This window comes from Klebsiella sp. Q2 (assembly GCF_009900705.1).
Classification (GTDB): domain Bacteria; phylum Pseudomonadota; class Gammaproteobacteria; order Enterobacterales; family Enterobacteriaceae; genus Klebsiella; species Klebsiella quasipneumoniae.
The window spans coordinates 1,252,881-1,270,332 of record NZ_JAAABE010000001.1; the positions used below are offsets into that span (position 1 = coordinate 1,252,881).

The 17,452-nt window shown below is 56.2% G+C and carries 16 protein-coding genes; 8 read left to right on the forward strand and 8 right to left on the reverse strand.

Features of this window, described 5'->3' with window-relative positions:
• Positions 1 to 52: 52 nt before the first annotated feature.
• The 5 genes from ppiB (at position 53) to purK (ending at position 3,389) form a co-directional block, all read left to right on the forward strand.
• On the forward strand, positions 53 to 547 hold the full coding sequence (ppiB, locus tag GT756_RS06120) for a peptidylprolyl isomerase B (RefSeq protein ID WP_004151319.1): 495 nt from the start codon (positions 53 to 55) through the stop codon (positions 545 to 547).
• A gap of 3 nt (positions 548 to 550) precedes the next feature.
• Positions 551 to 1,273 carry a UDP-2,3-diacylglucosamine diphosphatase gene (lpxH, locus tag GT756_RS06125; protein ID WP_160124607.1) on the forward strand — a complete coding sequence of 241 codons (723 nt, stop codon included), beginning with the start codon at positions 551 to 553 and terminating at the stop codon, positions 1,271 to 1,273.
• A gap of 107 nt (positions 1,274 to 1,380) precedes the next feature.
• A complete protein-coding gene (locus tag GT756_RS06130) occupies positions 1,381 to 1,719 on the forward strand; it encodes a hypothetical protein (RefSeq protein WP_062914522.1) in 339 nt (112 codons plus the stop codon).
• A 96-nt stretch (positions 1,720 to 1,815) separates the two neighbouring features.
• The gene (gene purE, locus GT756_RS06135; RefSeq protein WP_004204711.1) at positions 1,816 to 2,325 is read left to right on the forward strand and encodes a 5-(carboxyamino)imidazole ribonucleotide mutase; all 510 of its coding nucleotides are present in this window, start codon (positions 1,816 to 1,818) and stop codon (positions 2,323 to 2,325) included.
• Positions 2,322 to 3,389: a 5-(carboxyamino)imidazole ribonucleotide synthase gene (gene purK / locus GT756_RS06140; RefSeq protein WP_057213751.1), complete on the forward strand. Its 1,068-nt coding sequence runs from the start codon at positions 2,322 to 2,324 to the stop codon at positions 3,387 to 3,389. The genes purE and purK overlap by 4 nt, the downstream gene beginning before the upstream one ends.
• Positions 3,390 to 3,537: 148 nt before the next feature.
• Here the strand turns inward: purK and GT756_RS06145 are convergent, their stop codons facing one another.
• Genes GT756_RS06145 through GT756_RS06160 form a run of 4 tightly spaced genes read right to left on the reverse strand, consistent with a single transcriptional unit; the run spans position 3,538 to position 8,188 of the window.
• Positions 3,538 to 4,431 carry a carbamate kinase gene (locus tag GT756_RS06145; RefSeq protein ID WP_094311741.1) on the reverse strand — a complete coding sequence of 298 codons (894 nt, stop codon included), beginning with the start codon at positions 4,429 to 4,431 and terminating at the stop codon, positions 3,538 to 3,540.
• A gap of 8 nt (positions 4,432 to 4,439) precedes the next feature.
• On the reverse strand, positions 4,440 to 5,243 hold the full coding sequence (locus GT756_RS06150; RefSeq protein ID WP_043521419.1) for a DUF2877 domain-containing protein: 804 nt from the start codon (positions 5,241 to 5,243) through the stop codon (positions 4,440 to 4,442).
• Between the two features lie 8 nt (positions 5,244 to 5,251).
• Positions 5,252 to 6,511 carry a DUF1116 domain-containing protein gene (locus GT756_RS06155; protein WP_057213745.1) on the reverse strand — a complete coding sequence of 420 codons (1,260 nt, stop codon included), beginning with the start codon at positions 6,509 to 6,511 and terminating at the stop codon, positions 5,252 to 5,254.
• A gap of 9 nt (positions 6,512 to 6,520) precedes the next feature.
• Positions 6,521 to 8,188 (reverse strand): acyl-CoA synthetase FdrA, encoded by a 1,668-nt coding sequence (locus GT756_RS06160; protein WP_160124608.1) that lies wholly within the window; start codon positions 8,186 to 8,188, stop codon positions 6,521 to 6,523.
• 314 nt (positions 8,189 to 8,502) lie between these two features.
• On the opposite strand from GT756_RS06160, the gene allD reads away from it, so the two are divergent.
• From allD to allE, 3 genes are read left to right on the forward strand one after another with little or no spacing between them, the layout of a single operon-like run.
• A complete protein-coding gene (gene allD / locus GT756_RS06165) occupies positions 8,503 to 9,552 on the forward strand; it encodes an ureidoglycolate dehydrogenase (protein ID WP_160124609.1) in 1,050 nt (349 codons plus the stop codon).
• Between the two features lie 21 nt (positions 9,553 to 9,573).
• Positions 9,574 to 10,809, forward strand: a complete 1,236-nt coding sequence (gene allC, locus GT756_RS06170) for an allantoate deiminase (RefSeq protein WP_062914527.1) — start codon at positions 9,574 to 9,576, stop codon at positions 10,807 to 10,809.
• A gap of 10 nt (positions 10,810 to 10,819) precedes the next feature.
• The gene (gene allE, locus GT756_RS06175) at positions 10,820 to 11,602 is read left to right on the forward strand and encodes a (S)-ureidoglycine aminohydrolase (RefSeq protein WP_025714221.1); all 783 of its coding nucleotides are present in this window, start codon (positions 10,820 to 10,822) and stop codon (positions 11,600 to 11,602) included.
• A gap of 219 nt (positions 11,603 to 11,821) precedes the next feature.
• Here the strand turns inward: allE and glxK are convergent, their stop codons facing one another.
• The 4 genes from glxK to GT756_RS06195 all read right to left on the reverse strand — a co-directional run bounded on the left by glxK (position 11,822) and on the right by GT756_RS06195 (position 17,424).
• A complete protein-coding gene (gene glxK, locus GT756_RS06180; protein ID WP_043521425.1) occupies positions 11,822 to 12,967 on the reverse strand; it encodes a glycerate 3-kinase in 1,146 nt (381 codons plus the stop codon).
• A gap of 17 nt (positions 12,968 to 12,984) precedes the next feature.
• Entirely contained in the window at positions 12,985 to 14,295 is a 1,311-nt protein-coding gene (locus tag GT756_RS06185; RefSeq protein ID WP_160124610.1) for a uracil/xanthine transporter, read from the reverse strand.
• Positions 14,296 to 14,478: 183 nt separating this feature from the next.
• Positions 14,479 to 15,840, reverse strand: a complete 1,362-nt coding sequence (allB, locus tag GT756_RS06190) for an allantoinase AllB (RefSeq protein WP_160124611.1) — start codon at positions 15,838 to 15,840, stop codon at positions 14,479 to 14,481.
• 129 nt (positions 15,841 to 15,969) lie between these two features.
• Complete coding sequence (locus GT756_RS06195; protein ID WP_025714216.1) at positions 15,970 to 17,424, reverse strand: putative allantoin permease; 1,455 nt, start codon at positions 17,422 to 17,424, stop codon at positions 15,970 to 15,972.
• Positions 17,425 to 17,452: the final 28 nt, after the last annotated feature.

Here is a 17,452-nt window from a genome sequence, read left to right on the forward strand (position 1 = left end):
TCTCACCCGACACCGGGTGCTGGCACCACACTCATCGGAACAGGATGCAAAAATGGTTACTTTCCACACCAATCATGGCGATATCGTAATCAAAACGTTTGACGACAAAGCGCCGGAAACAGTTAAAAACTTCCTGGACTACTGCCGCGAAGGTTTCTACGACAACACCATTTTCCACCGTGTTATCAACGGTTTCATGATTCAGGGCGGCGGTTTTGAACCTGGCATGAAACAAAAAGCGACCAAATCTCCGATTCAGAACGAAGCGAACAACGGTCTGAAAAACACCCGCGGCACGCTGGCGATGGCCCGTACTCAGGCGCCGCACTCTGCCACCGCGCAGTTCTTCATCAACGTGGTTGACAACGACTTCCTGAACTTCTCCGGCGAAAGCCTGCAGGGCTGGGGCTACTGCGTCTTCGCGGAAGTGGTTGAAGGCATGGACGTGGTTGACAAAATCAAAGCGGTTGCCACCGGCCGCAGCGGCATGCACCAGGATGTGCCGAAAGACGATGTGATCATCAAAAGCGTCACCGTCAGCGAGTAATTCGTGGCGACACTTTTTATTGCAGATTTGCACCTGCAAACAGAAGAACCGGCGATCACCGCCGGTTTTCTGCGTTTTTTACAGGGGGAAGCCCGTCAGGCGGACGCCCTGTATATCCTTGGCGATCTGTTTGAGGCGTGGATCGGCGATGACGATCCCAACCCGTTGCATCAGCAAATCGCTACGGCAATCAAAGCCGTCGTCGACGCCGGCGTGCCCTGCTACTTCATTCACGGCAACCGTGATTTTCTCGTCGGCGAGCGCTTCGCCCGTCAGAGCGGGATGATCCTGCTCGCCGAAGAAGAGCGACTGGACCTCTATGGCCGTGACGTCTTGATTATGCATGGCGACACGCTGTGCACCGATGACCAAGGCTATCTGGCGTTTCGCGCGAAAGTCCACACCCCGTGGATCCAGCGTCTATTCCTGGCTCTGCCGCTGTTTGTCCGCCGCCGCATCGCCGCCCGCATGCGCGCCGACAGCAAAGCCGCCAAGAGCAGCAAATCAATGGAAATTATGGATGTGAATCCACAGGCGGTGGTTAACGCCATGGAGCGGCATCACGTGCAGTGGCTGATCCACGGCCATACCCATCGCCCGGCGGTCCATGACCTGCAGGCCAACGGCCAGCCCGCATGGCGCGTGGTACTCGGCGCCTGGCACAGCGAAGGTTCGATGGTGAAGGTGACGCCGGACGACGTCGAACTGATCCATTTCCCGTTCTAATTCCTGCGCGAGCACAATTCTGAAATCCCCTCTCGCCTGGACGGAGATATGCTCCTGCCGGCATTGCGCATGCTAGTCTTCCACAACATCACTCTCAAGGAACGAGCATGAGCAGGAAAAAGTGGAGCCAGCCGCTGATCTGGGGAATGATCATCGCGATCCTCAATCCGTTAGGGATAAGTTATATCGCCTTAATCGGCGTCGCTCTCGGCAACACGCTGACGTTTGTCTGGTGTGCGATGCTGGCGTGGGTTATTTATTTCTATGCCATTTATTTGCTCTGTACTCGCCCTCACGAGAGCCGACTGGTACAAATCTATTTACTGATGATGGGTACCCTGATGCTCCCCTGGGGGTTAGTACTGCTTATCACTTGTTGCATGAATGAGATCAAGGCCAATAAGCCGCGATCGTCGTCATCGCAGAGCGAGACAAAAGACGGCTAACCATGCACACGCAACCGTTTTCCTTGCCGGCAGTTCATGCTATTCTCTGTGGCCTCTAAAGCAGTGTGAAACACACCCACAGGAGTTTTAAGACGTATGTCTTCCCGCAATAATTCGGCGCGTATCGCCATCGTGATGGGGTCCAAAAGCGACTGGGCTACCATGCAATTTACCGCAGAAATTCTTGATGCCCTGAACGTTCCGTACCATGTCGAAGTGGTCTCCGCCCATCGCACGCCCGATAAGCTGTTCAGCTTCGCTGAAAGCGCCGAAAGCAATGGCTATCAGGTGATTATTGCTGGGGCAGGCGGCGCGGCGCATCTGCCGGGCATGATTGCGGCGAAAACCCTGGTGCCAGTGCTCGGCGTACCGGTTCAGAGCGCAGCCTTAAGCGGTGTCGACAGCCTTTACTCCATTGTTCAGATGCCGCGCGGTATTCCGGTCGGCACACTGGCCATCGGCAAAGCCGGCGCCGCGAACGCCGGTCTGCTTGCCGCGCAGATCCTCGCCCAGCATGATGCTGAACTCCACCAGCGCCTGAGCGCCTGGCGCCAGGCGCAAACCGATGAAGTGCTGGATAACCCGGACCCGCGGGGTGCGGCATGAAACAGGTATGCGTACTCGGCAACGGCCAGTTAGGCCGCATGCTGCGCCAGGCCGGCGAGCCGCTGGGTATCGCCGTCTGGCCGGTGGGTCTGGAAGCCGATCCGGAAGCGGTGCCATTCCAGCAGAGCGTCATCACGGCAGAAATTGAACGCTGGCCGGAAACCGCCCTCACCCGCGAGCTGGCCCGCCACCCGGCGTTCGTCAACCGCGACGTCTTCCCGATTATCGCCGATCGCCTGACGCAAAAGCAGCTGTTTGACAAGCTTGGTCTCGCCACTGCCCCGTGGCAGCTGCTGGCGGATAAAAGCGAGTGGCCGGCGGTGTTTGCCCGCCTTGGCGAACTGGCGATCGTTAAGCGTCGCGTTGGCGGTTACGACGGCCGCGGCCAGTGGCGTCTGCGGGAAAACGAGATCGATCAGCTACCGGCCGATAACTACGGCGAGTGCATCGTCGAGCAGGGGATTAACTTCTCCGGCGAAGTGTCGCTGGTGGGTGCCCGCGCCCATGACGGCAGCACCGTCTTCTACCCGCTGACCCGCAACCTGCATCAGGACGGTATTCTGCGCGCCAGCGTCGCCTTCCCACAGGCCAATGTCCGCCAGCAGGAGCAAGCGGAAAGCATGCTGACGGCGATCATGAACGAGCTGAACTACGTCGGCGTGATGGCGATGGAGTGCTTCGTCACTGCCGAGGGACTGCTGATCAACGAGCTGGCGCCGCGCGTGCACAACAGCGGCCACTGGACGCAAAATGGCGCCTCCATCAGCCAGTTTGAGCTGCATCTGCGAGCGATTACCGGCCTGCCGCTGCCGCCGCCAGTGGTTAACAGCCCGTCGGTAATGATCAACCTGATCGGCACCGATCTCAATTACGACTGGCTGAAGCTGCCGCTGGTCCACCTGCACTGGTACGATAAAGAGGTGCGCCCGGGTCGTAAAGTCGGCCACCTGAACCTGACCGACAGCGATACTGACCGTCTGAGCGCGACGCTGGAAGCGATCAAGCCGCTGCTGCCAGCGGAGTACACCAGCGGTCTGTTCTGGGCGCAATCGCAACTGGCGTAACGCCTCACCTTTGTCTTGCCGGGCGGCGGCTGACGCTTGCCCGGCCGATAAAAGCCCAGCTATTCAGAATTCGTCGCCCTCGCAACGCGTCGCCGTCGCGGGGCAGAATGCACGATATTCAGGCATCCTCACCGACAGTAGTCCCCCGTCAGGGCTTGATACAGGTTCCCGCCTGACCGGCGAGAGTCTCCTCAATGCGTGATAACGCGCCAATCCACGCCCGCTTGCCCCTGCGGCGAACATAGCTGCTGACTGCCGAAATTTTCGGTCCCATCGCGCCATCGTCGCGAGCAAAAGGCGCCAGCGCCTCCGGGGTCGCTTCACGGATCGGTCGCTGCATTGGGGTGCCCCAGTGTTCATATACCGCATCCGCATCGGTGAGGATCACCAGACCATCGGCATCAATCTGTTCCGCCAGTAGCGCTGCGGCCAAATCTTTATCGATAACCGCCTCTGCGCCCTGCCCGCTCTCGAGCACCGGAATGCCTCCGCCGCCACAGCAGATCACGACATGCCCCTCATTCAGCAGACGCTCAATCGAGTCGCTCTCCTCAATTCTCACCGGCCGTGGCGAGGCGACAACCCGACGCAAGTATTTGCCGTCGCGCTTCATCGTCCAGCCGTACTCCTCTTCCAGCTGCTGCTGTAACTCAGGGTCATAGACCGGACCGATAAATTTCTCCGGCGCCGAAAAGGCCGGATCGTTCGATGCCACAGTAATACGCGTCATCACTGTCGATACCGGCGGTACCGACGATTCCTGCGCCAGGCATTGGGCCAGCATATAGCCAATCATGCCCTGGCTCTCCGCCACCAGCACGTCCAGCGGGTAAGGTTCGACGTCGCTATAGGCCAGATTTTGCAGCGCCAGCAGGCCTACCTGCGGCCCGTTGCCGTGCACAATGGCCAAACGGTAATGCTGCGCCAGACGCGCCAGCGCGGGAACGGCACTGTGAATATTGCGATATTGATTTTCTACCGTCAGCGCTTCTCCGCGCTGTAATAAAGCGTTACCCCCGAGGGCAACAACCAGCGTTTTCATAAAAGTCCTTACATTATTTGTTGCGCCAGCCAGAACCCCAGAAGCGTGTCGGCACCAGAGGTGTGCCCCATCGCCAGCAGGGCTTCGACGGCAGGTTCAATTCGTCGTCCGCACTGAAGCGCGTTAACAACATGCAGTAGCGGTGAAGCGAAGCATCCCTTACTGGCGTAGCGTAAATAGTTGACGCTGACCTGCGTTGTGGCGGCATGCAGATCGCCGGAGGCACGAAAGAAATGGTGTCCGCTGTTGCACGACATCTGTCCAGAACACCACGCGGACAGCATCATGCCGATCAGCATATCGTCCATGCTCGGCGTCAGGCCTGGCCCCTTCCCCAGCCACAGCCGCCAGTCAACGGCGCTCCCGGCCAACGCAGAAGCAAAACAGTGGCGTAATTGCCGCAACTCAGGATGATGCGGCAGATGGATAGCCTGTGACAGCGGCCCGAACAGGCCCGTCTCTTCCGGGCGCTTCATGAGCGCTGTCGGTAGATAAGGGCCACCAGGCTGATATCGAGGCCGCAGGGAGCAGCGCCTTCGCGGTGGTAACAGCAACAGGTTATCGACCTGAATGCCGTCATCCCGTGCTATCGGCAGCCCCCCCGCCTTCAGCGCCGCGTGTAAACGGATAAAATCATGGTGACGTAATACCCATCCGCCGGGGCTCACGCCTTGTCCCCGATGATGCAGCGTCAGCAGCGCGCCGTCTGCAACATAGAGATTGATGGTGCGCTGCCAGAGGCCGCCGGTTCGCCATGGCTGGCGATGGTCCGGCGCGTCAATGCTGCCTGTCAGCGGACGGATCTTATCCATTGTGTGCCTCAGCTCACGCCCAGCTCGTCCGCCAGCGCTTCCAGCGCCAGTTCAAAGCAGGCCAGTGGGGCTCTGACGGTTCCGGCGCCAATCTGGCCGATCCCCGCCTCTTTATGCGCGATACCGGTGTTGATAAGCGGTGTAATGCCGGTTTCAACCACCCGGCGAATATCCAACCCCAGACAGGCACCCTGGAAATCCCAGCCCGGAATTTGCAGTTGCATATTGCGTTCAAGGAAGATTTCCGCCATCTCCTCGGAGACCGATTTCGCCGCCTCCATCCCACCCGCGCCGACAAAGCGAGTCACGCCGGGGGCCGCGATCATCGCCGCCCCGCCGATGCCGAAGGTTTCAGTGATGGCGCTATCGCCCATATCCGGGTTGGCCTGCTCCTGCGAGAAGCCAGTGAAAAACAGCCCCTGCGGTGTATTGACCGGCGCGGTAAACCAACGGTCGCCCAGCCCGCTGACGCGAATACCGAACATATCGCCGTTGCGGGTCATCGCGGTGACGATACTGCCCGCGCGGATCTGCGCCCCGGCATCCATCGCCGATTTACAGTAGGCCATCGCTAGGTTGAGAAAGAACTGGTCGGTAATGGCGAGGAAATCCATCACTTCAGCTATCTGCTGTTTGTCGTGATTAAGGCGCGCCAGATGCGGCGCCAGCGTGCGCATTAGCAGCGCGGAGGTGGCGATATTACGCTGGTGAAACTCATCCCCCATGGTGATGCCCTGCGCCATCATCGCCGTCAAATCGATGCCGCGCTCCATCTGTTTCAGCGCTGCGCTAAGCACCGGCATCAGCACATCGCGCATCCAGCGCAGGCGCTGCTGCACATCTTCGCCGTAAGCGCCGAAACGCATCACCTTGCCAATCCCTTCGTTCAGGTTGCAATAGGCGCGGTTGCCTTCAGCGATGTTTTCCACCACCAGCATCGGCATGTTCGGCGAAGTAATGCCGCCCATTGGCCCCACGGCGTTAACGTGATGGCATGGGATAAAGGTAATTTCGCCGCTTTCCAGCATCGCATGGGCGGTTTTTTCATCCTGCGCCCAGCCTTCGAACAGGCATGCGCCAATGCAGGCCCCTTTCATTGGGCCGGTCATCGCCTGCCAGCGCATCGGCGGCCCGGCGTGGAGCAACGTTTTGTTCTGATTCAGCGCCCCGATTAGCGCACCTGCCGGCTTCACATCCAGCCAGTGCGGACGTGCATTCCGAATTCGTTCAATTACTGCCTCATTGGCCTGCGCCACTGATGTAAACATAGGGACCTCTTATTGCAAACGCTCTAATAAACGAGCCAGTTTTTTATTTCCTCCGGCAATCGGCGCCCACTGATAGTGAACAACCGGCGTTCCGGCGGACTGTAAATCGATCGCAAAACTGCGCAGACCGGCATTAATTACCGCCACCCCGTCCAGCAGACTGGAACGCGGTGCGGGCTCCGCCATCCGCTGAGGGCTAATCAGCGCAACAGCAAGCAGCGCGGCTTCCGGGAGGCTATCGACCACCACCACGCCGGCATCTTCCAGCTCGGCAATCTGACGGGAACGACACTGCGGGTCATTTTCGGTACCGGTCACGGTCGCGATAACGTGCAGCGGATGGCTTTCACTCCTCAATGCCCAGGCCCGCCGGCATGCTTCCACCAGCGATCCCGCCGGGTCGGCGGTGGCGCCATAGCCAATCACCACATCCAGCAGCAATACACCCACCTGCGTTTGCTCGCCGAGTTCAGCAATCAGTTGGTTACGCAGGGAGGGATCAATCATCGGGTGTGGACGACCGACGGTGTAGAAATCATCGCCGAGGTCGACGACCTGGTGGCCCAGGGCGTTGAGCATCATGCCCTGCGGGTGATGCTCATCGGGAGTGATGTTCAGGCGCTCAGCCAGCAGCCCGGCGGATTCCGCCGCCAGCGTGCCGCCGGTGTATAAACCGCGAATATGCTTACCCACGACTGCGGTCAGATTTTCCTGATGGCGTACCACTCGCGCTAACAGACACGCCAGCCGACCGGCCTCGTCCAGCGTGCGGGCAAACCAGACGTTTTCATCACGGTTGACTGGCGAGACATAGCCAAGAAATAGCGCCACCACCGGTTTAGCACTGCGTTTCATTGCGTTAATTATCTTCAGGCGCACCGCCTCAGCAGGTGGCTTGGAAACAAAGGCCAGTACCTGGCTCTGTGCATCCTGGGTTAGCATTTCCAGCGCCGTTTGCGCACTAAGCCCCCCCACTTCCGCGCTCAGGTCACGGCCGCCGAGACCAATAGCATGGCTGATCCCTTCGCCGCCGAGGGCAATTTGCGAGACCAGTTCCTGGATACCGGTACCGGAAGCGCCAATCACGCCGATGTTGCCCTCCGGTGTGACGTTGGCGAAGGCCAGCGGGGTGCCGGCGATCATGGCGGTGCCGCAGTCCGGCCCCATCACCAACAATCCTTTGTCACGGGCGCGGGTTTTGAGGGCAATTTCATCTTCCAGGGTGACGTTGTCGGAGAAGATCATCACGTTTTTCTCGCTACTGAGCGCCTGATGGGCCAGCTCCGCGGCATATTCTCCGGCAACGGAAATTAAGGTCATGTTGGCCTGCGGCAGTTTTTGCATCGCACTTTGCCAGCGGCGAACCACGTTCAGACTCTGACTTTGTCCGCTTCCCTGCGCCAGGGCGGATAAGGCGTCATCCAGACGGGCGATAATCATTTCCGTCACCGACGCATCTGCGCAATCGGTACGGATCGCCACGCAAATATCATTCGGCGTCGCCGTGGCAAAATCGTCATGCCAAAAACCGGTAGTTTCCAGCAGCGCTTTATTTGCCGGCGTGCCCATCATGACCGAAACATCGTCGACATTTTCTGACTCACTCAGCTTGCGTGAAATAATCATTAAACTGACTGAATCCTGAAAACAGCCCTTTTTAATAAAGGCATGGATCATAATAACTCCCCAATAATTGCACCCATTGCAATTGAATGAGCATGGTTAATCTGCCATCAGGCTAACGAGATGAAATTCTTAATGGCGTGACCAAAATCACATGAGGATTATTACCACAGGCTTTCAAACAAACCACCTGACATTAGCAGTGATTTTTTAATAAATCGATTACACGGCCATTTATGATAAATCCGTTACGATTATCAAATAAAATCTAACACTGGTCATTTAACTGTACAGATCACAATTTCAGTTTCTTTTCCCCGTATTTTAATCAGCAGTCAGGCTCTACACCGTCGTTAAAAGGAAGACAGATGAAAGTCAGTCGGGAAACACTTCATCGGCTTATTGCTAATAAGCTGAACGCAGCAGGACTTACTCATAATCACGCGGATATTATTGCCGATGTGTTGGTTTATGCTGATGCCAGAGGCATTCATTCGCACGGCGCGGTTCGTGTTGAATATTATGCTGAACGAATTTCAAAAGGCGGCACCAATCGTCATCCCACCTTTAGCTTTGAAAAAACCGGCCCCTGCAGCGGCATTTTGCATGCCGATAACGCCGCCGGCCAGGTCGCCGCCAAAATGGGCATGGAACATGCCATTGAGATCGCCCGGCAAAATGGCGTAGCCGTAGTGGGTATCCGCCGCATGGGACACAGCGGGGCCATCTCGTACTTCACACAGCAGGCGGCTCGCGCCGGGCTGATTGGCCTCTCGCTGTGTCAGTCAGACCCGATGGTCGTCCCTTTTGGCGGGGCGGAGATCTACTACGGCACAAACCCGCTGGCCTTCGCCGCCCCCGGCGAGGGCGACGATATCATCACCTTCGATATGGCCACCACCGTCCAGGCGTGGGGAAAGATCCTTGATGCTCGTTCTCGCCATGAAAGCATTCCCGATAGTTGGGCGGTGGACAAAAACGGCGCCCCAACCACGGATCCCTTTGCCGTCCATGCTCTGCTTCCTGCCGCCGGCCCGAAAGGTTACGGGCTGATGATGATGATTGACGTCCTATCCGGCATTTTGCTCAACCTTCCTTTTGGTCGCCAGGTCAGCTCGATGTACGACAACCTGAGCCAGGGGCGTGAGTTAGGACAATTGCATATTGTGATTAATCCTGACTTTTTCTCCTCCAGCGCCTTATTTCGCCAGCACATTAGCGACACCATGCGCGAATTAAGCGCCATTACGCCAGCGCCTGGATTTAGTCAGGTTTATTACCCGGGGCAGAATCTGGATATCAATGAGAAAAACAGCGCGGTCAACGGGATCGAAATCGTTGATGAGATTTATGACTATCTGGTTTCAGACGCTTTATATAACCGCTCTTATGAAACCAATTCCCCTTTTGCTCAATAAAATAAGTAACAGGAGTTATGTATGACTCATTCTTTTCGACAGGCAATTGAAGAAACATTGCCCTGGCTTTCATCCTTCGGCGCCGATCCTACCGGCGGACTCACCCGCTTGCTTTATTCGCCGGAGTGGCTGCAGGCGCAGCAGGCGTTTAAACAAAAGATGAGCGACAGCGGGCTGGAAACACGCTTCGATGAAGTGGGTAACCTTTATGGCCGCCTGCCCGGTAGCCGTTTTCCCGACGACGTTATCCTCAGCGGCTCGCATATTGATAGCGTCGTCAACGGCGGTAATCTTGACGGTCAGTTTGGCGCGCTGGCGGCCTGGCTGGCGGTCCGCTGGCTAAAAGAGACCTACGGGGCGCCGCTGCGTACCGTGGAGGTGCTGGCGTTAGCGGAAGAAGAAGGCAGCCGCTTCCCTTACGTCTTCTGGGGCAGCAAAAATATCGTCGGCATCGCTAACCCGGCGGACGTGCGTGAGATTAAAGACGCCAAAGGCGTGGCGTTTGTCGATGCGATGAAGCAGTGCGGTTTCAGCCTGCCCGCCGCCCCGCTGGCGCCGCGCCGGGATATTAAAGCCTTCGTTGAACTGCATATCGAACAGGGCCGCGTGCTGGAAACCAACAAGCAGTCCATCGGTGTGGTCAACGCCATCGTCGGTCAGCGCCGCTACACCATTACCCTCAACGGCGAGTCTAACCATGCCGGCACCACCCCAATGGGCTACCGCCGCGACACCGTCCATGCTTTCAGCCGCATCTGCTGCGAATCTATCGCCAAAGCGAAAGCCCACGGCGACCCGCTGGTGCTCACTTTCGGTAAAGTCGACCCGCAGCCGAATACGGTCAACGTGGTGCCGGGTAAAACGGTCTTTACCATGGATTGCCGCCACACCGATGCCCTTGCATTAACGGCATTTACTGAAGTGATCGAAGGCGATATGCGGCGGATCTGCAAGGAAATGGATATTGGCATTGAAATCGACCTGTGGATGGATGAAGCTCCGGTTCCCATGGACAAGAGGCTGGTCGCCCAGCTCACTGCCCTGTGCGAAAAGGAGAAGGTGAATTTCCGCGTGATGCACAGCGGCGCGGGGCACGACGCGCAAATTTTCGCCCCCTGCTTCCCGACCTGCATGATCTTTATGCCGAGCATTAAAGGTATTAGCCATAACCCGGCGGAGAGTACGCATATCGACGATTTGGCGGAAGGCGTAAAAACGCTCGCCTTAATGCTGCACCAACTGGCCTGGACTGAATAAGGAAAAGATAATGGGATATTTAAATAATGTCGTGGGTTATCGCGATGATTTACTGGCCAGCCGTTCCATCGTGCGCCACGGTAATTATGCCCTGCTGACGCCGGACGGTCTGGTCAAAAATATTATTCCGGGTTTTGCTAACTGTGATGTGACTATTCTGTCGACGCCGAAATTAGGCGCATCCTTCGTTGATTATCTGGTGACGCTGCATGAAAACGGCGGCAATCAAAGCGGGTTTGGCGGCGAAGGCATTGAAACCTTCCTGTATGTCATAAAGGGGGAAATCACCGCCGGGGCGCAGGGTAAAACCTTTGCGCTGACCGAAGGCGGCTATCTTTACTGCCCACCGGGTGAACGGATGACGTTCAGTAATAGCCATTCAGCCGACAGTCAGCTATTTCTCTATAAGCGCCGCTATATTCCGACAGAGGGCCATGCGCCTTATCTGGTCACCGGCAACGTCAGCCAGCTGGAGCGTATTCATTATGAAGGAATGGAAGACGTTATTCTGATCGACTTCCTGCCAAAAGAGCTGGGCTTCGATATGAATATGCATATCCTCTCTTTCGAGCCGGGCGCCAGCCACGGCTATATCGAAACTCATGTGCAGGAGCACGGCGCCTATATTCTTTCCGGCCAGGGCGTGTATAACCTCGATAACAACTGGGTTCCGGTGAAGAAAGGCGACTATATCTTTATGGGCGCTTATTCCCTACAGGCGGGATACGGCGTTGGGCGCGAGGCGTTCAGCTATATCTACTCGAAAGATTGCAACCGTGACGTTGAGATCTGATTGCTAACAATCTGCGCTCGTTGGTATTGCCCGGCGGCGCTTTGCTTGCGTGTTCCTACGGGTACATCTCGCCGCTTTCGTCGGCCGGGTAAGGCGTCATCCGCCACCCGGTGAAATGCGGACACAACGGTAAAGGCGGATTTGTTACCCATCGCATAACATTCTTTTTTGTTTAGCTATGTTGGTTTTTGCCACGGTGAGAACCGTGGCATTTTTTATTCAGGCGGGAATGTTCTGGCCGAGCTTGATAGCACAGGCAATATTGCGCGCGCAGGCATACAGATTTTGCTCACCGCGATCCAGCACTTCGGCAAGCGGCGCCAGCGCGGGCAGAATGCTGAATACCGCATCAATGCCATGCTGATGCACCGCTTCCACGCCGTCCCCCAGAACGCCAGCGATACCGATCACCGGGATGCCATGCTTTTTCGCAAGCCGCGCCACGCCAATCGGCGCTTTGCCGCCGACGGTTTGCGAATCCATTCGCCCTTCACCGGTAATCACCAGATCCGCGTCGCGCAGCGCCTCCTCCAGTTGCATCGCCTCAATCACGATATCGATACCCGGCTTCAGCGCCGCGTTAAGGAATACGCAGGCCGCCACGCCCATTCCGCCCGCCGCGCCGCCGCCGACAATCTTCGTCACCTCCGCACCCGTTGCCATGAGCAGCACCTGCGCGTAATTTTGCAAACCGCGCTCGAGGGCAGCGACCATCTCTGCGCTGGCTCCTTTTTGCGGGCCAAAGACCGCCGCCGCGCCGCGTTCGCCGAGCAGTGGATTATCCACATCGCAGGCCACATCAATCCGGCATTTGCGCAGGCGCGGATCGAGGTCGCGTAAGTCAATGCTCGCCAACCGAGCCAGCGCGCCGCCACCGAATCCTACGCTCTCGCCGCGCTCGTCAAGAAAACGTGCCCCCAGGGCCTGCGCCATGCCCATTCCACCATCTACCGTGGCGCTGCCGCCTATACCGAGGATAATATGGCGAACGCCGGCGTCCAGCGCGTGGCGAATCAACTCCCCGGTCCCGAAGCTGGTGGCCCGCAAGGGATCGCGTCTCCCGGCGGGAACCAGCATCAGCCCGCTGGCTGCCGCCATTTCAATAAACGCGGTTTGCCCGTCGCCGCTCAGGCCATAGAAGGCGCCTACCACCTCCCCCAGCGGCCCCATCGCCGGCAGCATCACCATTTTGCCGTCGGTCGCCTCAACCATTGCCTCAACCGTCCCCTCGCCGCCGTCGGCGATCGGCAGGCAGATGCACTCCGCCTGAGGGAAAATGGAGACGAAGCCCGCCTTAATCGCCTGAGCGCAGCGACTGGCGCTGACGCTTTCTTTGAACGAGTCTGGTGCAATAATAATTTTCATTGTTCATCCTTTTAATGTCATGACTTAATACGATCCCAGGGAATGAGATTCTCCATGGCTACCGCCAGCAGCACCCCGATTAGTAAGCCGTTACCTACGAGGGGTCTGATTGTCAGAGGCAACGTCTGGAGATAAACCGGCGGTAGTCCCATCAAAAAAATGCCGACAAATAACGGTAGAGCCAGCCGATAGATATTTCGCGCGGTAAAGGTAATTTGCTTACTGAAAGATAAACTGGAATATAACAACGGCAGATAAGAGACCAGCATAACCGCACTGCTGATCGGTAAAGGCAGGGTGGTAAAAAAGTGGGTCAGCGGCGTAAATAATCCAACCAGCAGACAGCACAAGCAGCCGATAATAAATGGCCGGCGCGAGGTGTCGCCCGTTTGAGTTAATAAAGCTGTCGACGAAACAAACGGGGAAAATGGCACCACGTTGAGCGGAACCGTTATTAATGTTATCAAACCGGAGATCATAAAGCTGCGTCGATAGCGGGTATTACTGGCCCCCTGTTGGGGGTAAAAAACATCGGTGCTGCGAATGGCGCCATAGGTATTGGTAATATTAACCAGTCCCGCCAGCAGGGCGGTTAAAATGATGCCGGGTCGTAGCTGGCCGCCATAACCCAGCGGGAACCACTGCCAGTGAATGGGGCCTGAGGCTACCGTAGCGGGAGGTATGCGAAACAGCAGATACCAGCCTGCCCAGCCCGCCAGAGTGCCGATCAGCAGGGCGTAGCGAGCGATACCATCCGGGAGAAAAATGATCATTCCCAGCACCAGAATCATCACCGACAGCGCCAGGCAAAATGGCGCCAGCTGAATACCCGGATTAACCTGCGTCGAACTAAAGGGCAGCCCAAGCATGCCTTTAAAAAAGATGGTAGTCAGCTGCGCGCCCAGCAGCAGCATGAAAAAGACCATTACCGTTGGGCTGAAGAGCTTAGCCAGGCGATGGCCAATGCCGCTTACGCCAATGATGATGGTGAGCACCGCCGAGAAAAATATGCCGACAGCCAGGCTGGAGGCGATGCTGTCGAACGGCGTCCCCCGTGCGGCTTCGCCCATGGTGACCGTCAGAATGGTGCTCCACCACAGGCCCGTCGGTCCTTCCATAATCGCCCGACGATGTCCCAGTAACGCCTGTGCCAGACAGGCCAACCCGGTGGTGATAAACCCGTACTGGGTAAGCGTAATTAACGCGCTGGCAGGGAGCTGAAAAGCAGACTGTAATGTTGGCGGTACCACAACGGTGTTGCAGAAAATAAAGAAGAACCATTGAAACCCCGCCAGGGTGTTACGTTTATTTAGCGGCAATACCACCATGATGAAATCCTGAAAAAGCGCCTGCCGTTAAACAGGCGCTAAATATGGAATGGGGCGAGAAACGGTCCCCTCTCCCTTTTGGGAAGAGGGATAGGGTGAGGCGAAATGTACCCACCTATGCCCTCACCCCGGCCCTCTCCCAAAGAGAGAGGGAGAAAACCATCCCAACTGTTTATTCACCCGTTACTGCTGATGCTTAAGGATAAATTTCCCCTTCGGTGCGCGCGGGAAGCCCTGTTCGATGTCATAGATCACCTCGCCGCGCAGGATGGTTTTAGCAATCCGAGCGCCAATCTTGCGACCAACGTAAGGGCTGACTTTATGGCGATATTCGAGGTCTTCTGCTCGTAAGACGTAGCTGCTGTTCGGCTGAATAAACACCAGGTCGGCATCTTTACCCGGGGCAATGCGGCCCTTATGCTTCAGGCCGAAAATATCGGCGGCGTTGGTCGCCATCAGACGGGCAAACTGCGGCAGAGACATACCGCGTTTCTGCACCGCTTCATCAAACATCACGTCCATGCAGTTTTGCAGACCGGCAATCCCGCCCCAGGCCTGCATGATATTGCCAGCCTTCATCTCCGGTGGGCACGGCGAATGGTCGGAAACCAGGCAGTCGATTTCTCCGTTGAACAACTTTTCCCACATGCCTTTCTGGTTTTCCGCATCGCGGATCGGCGGAGAGCACTTCGCCAGGGTACCAATCTCTTCGAACTGATCGGTATCGAGCACAAAGTAGTGCGGGCAGGATTCACAGGTGACGTCCTGCCCTTCCTGACGGGCGCGGGTCACTTCGGCGACCCCTTCCGGGCTGCTGACATGACACACGTGCAAGCGGCAACCGGCGACTTTCGCCAGATACAGAACGCGGCGAATGGCTTCCACTTCGGTGAAGACCGGACGAGAGGCTACGTAATCATGCGCCGTCACGCGGCCTTCCCTTTTCGCCTTTTCGCCCAACTCGTCGCAGATCAGCGCGTTTTCGCAGTGCACCAGCACGGTCTGCTTCATTTCGGCCAGCTTTTGTATACCTTTGAAGAACTGCCAGTCGTTGACGTCGCGGAAGTCGTTATCGATCCCGCGGTCTCCGCAGGTGGCGACGAAGCATTTGAATCCCACTACCCCCACTTCATCCAGCTCATGCAGTCGGTCGAGGTTATAAGAGACCAGGCCGCCAAGCTGCGCAGCATCGATGGTCAATTTGCCTTTCGCCGCGTCGAATTTCAGCTCAATGGTCTGCCGGTCGACGGTGGCCGGTAGCTGATTCAGCGGCATTTCGATCATCGTGGTGATGCCGCCTTTTGCTGCAGCGCGGGTCCCGGTTTCGTAACCTTCCCAGTGGGTACGGCCAGGTTCAGAGATATGCGTATGCGCATCGACCATGCCCGGCGAAACGATCAGGCCCGTGGCATCCATGACCTGCTTCGCCTCGCCCAGGTGTTCACCGATAGCGGCGATTTTGCCGTCGTTCACCGCGATATCGACTACCCGGGATTCGTTTTCCAGAATAACAGTGCCGTTTTTAATGATTAAATCAAAAGACATAATAACTCCTTGTATGTGTACAGATGGGTCAGCCGCCATACTTCTGCTGCGACATTGCGTGCCGCAATAACAATGGCTTTGGCCGGTAATGCTTCATCCATGAAATAAACTTTCCTGGTTAAAATTAACTTAACTAACCGTATTTGGCCGTGTCAGATTATTGGGTTGCGCCCGTTTCTTCAGCAACGCGTACGCAACAAAAGCGACAATAACACCGACAAACCATGACACACGGGAGAAGGGTTCCAGCAAAGGAATAAACTTTCCACCGAGCGATAAAATGACTGCCACAATGGTTACCAGGAATGCGGTAACATTAAAACCATTATCAAAATATTTATAATCTCCTGGCGCGGTATAAAGTTCATCAAGATTTATTTGCCCACGCATAACGATGAAATAGTGCGCCATCATTACACCAATAACCGGCCCTAACATCCCGCCAATAATATCCAGGAAGAGATAAATACTGTCTTGATTCTCCATTAATTTCCATGGACAAATCAGCAAGCTAATAATACTGGCGATAAGCACGCCATTTTTATAGGTCAGTTTGGCTGGGGCGATCGCCGCGATCTGATAACCTGCCGGTATAATATTACCGGTAGCATTGGTAGAGATCGTGGTCATCAATATCACCAACACCGCAAAGAACGAGGCAAACAGGCTGTCCCATTTCTGCACAATATCCAGCACGTTCCAGGTATCCATACCATAGTGGATACTTGCCCCGGCGATAATACAGACGCCGGCGACCGCAAACAGAATATAGGCCACCACGAGTCCAAGCGTCTGACCAATAGCCTGCTCGCGAAATGAGCGCGCGTTCTGGGTGAAATCCGAGGCACTGACAGCCGGAGCGGCCCAGACGGCCACCACCGCGTTGATCACCACCAGGAACAAGAAACCGGTATGTTCCGCTTTTGCCACCCCGGTAGGCAGGTAGTCGAGGATCGGGCCGAATCCTACCAGGGAAATGGCCCAGATAGCCATGCCGCCGAAGACAATATAGATGCAGGGGTTGAGGATTGCGGTAAATTTATTCAGCACTTTTCCGCCACCAAAGCCAATCCCGACGTTAATCAACCAGAACACCAGAAAGGCGATCAATCCCGGCAACGACAGCCCCAGCAGCTTAAAATCACCGCCAAGCGTCAGAAACGCAGGCCATAATTTGCCTAATAAGATCAGAAATGCCAGCGATCCGGCGTAGCATTGCAAGCCAAACCACATAATCGCCGCGATACCGCCTCTGAGCAGTCCGGGCAATAATGCACCGCGTACTCCATATGAGGCTCTTAATATCATCGCGAAGGGTACGCCATATTTACTTCCGGCAGCACCATTAAACACCATGACCAGGGCAATAATAAAGGCACTTAATATTATCGCCATCATGATGCTAAAAGTGGAAAGTCCAAGGATAAAAAAACCACCCACCATCACATAATTTGGTACGTTGTGTACAGAACCCATCCACAACGTGAAATAATTGAATGTTTTCCAGTTACGCTGAGTGTCTGATTTCGGCAATAGATCATCACTATAGCCCCTGGTTTTGTATAGGTCTTGAGTTTGTTCCATAATTCCCTCTTAATACGCATCGGATTAC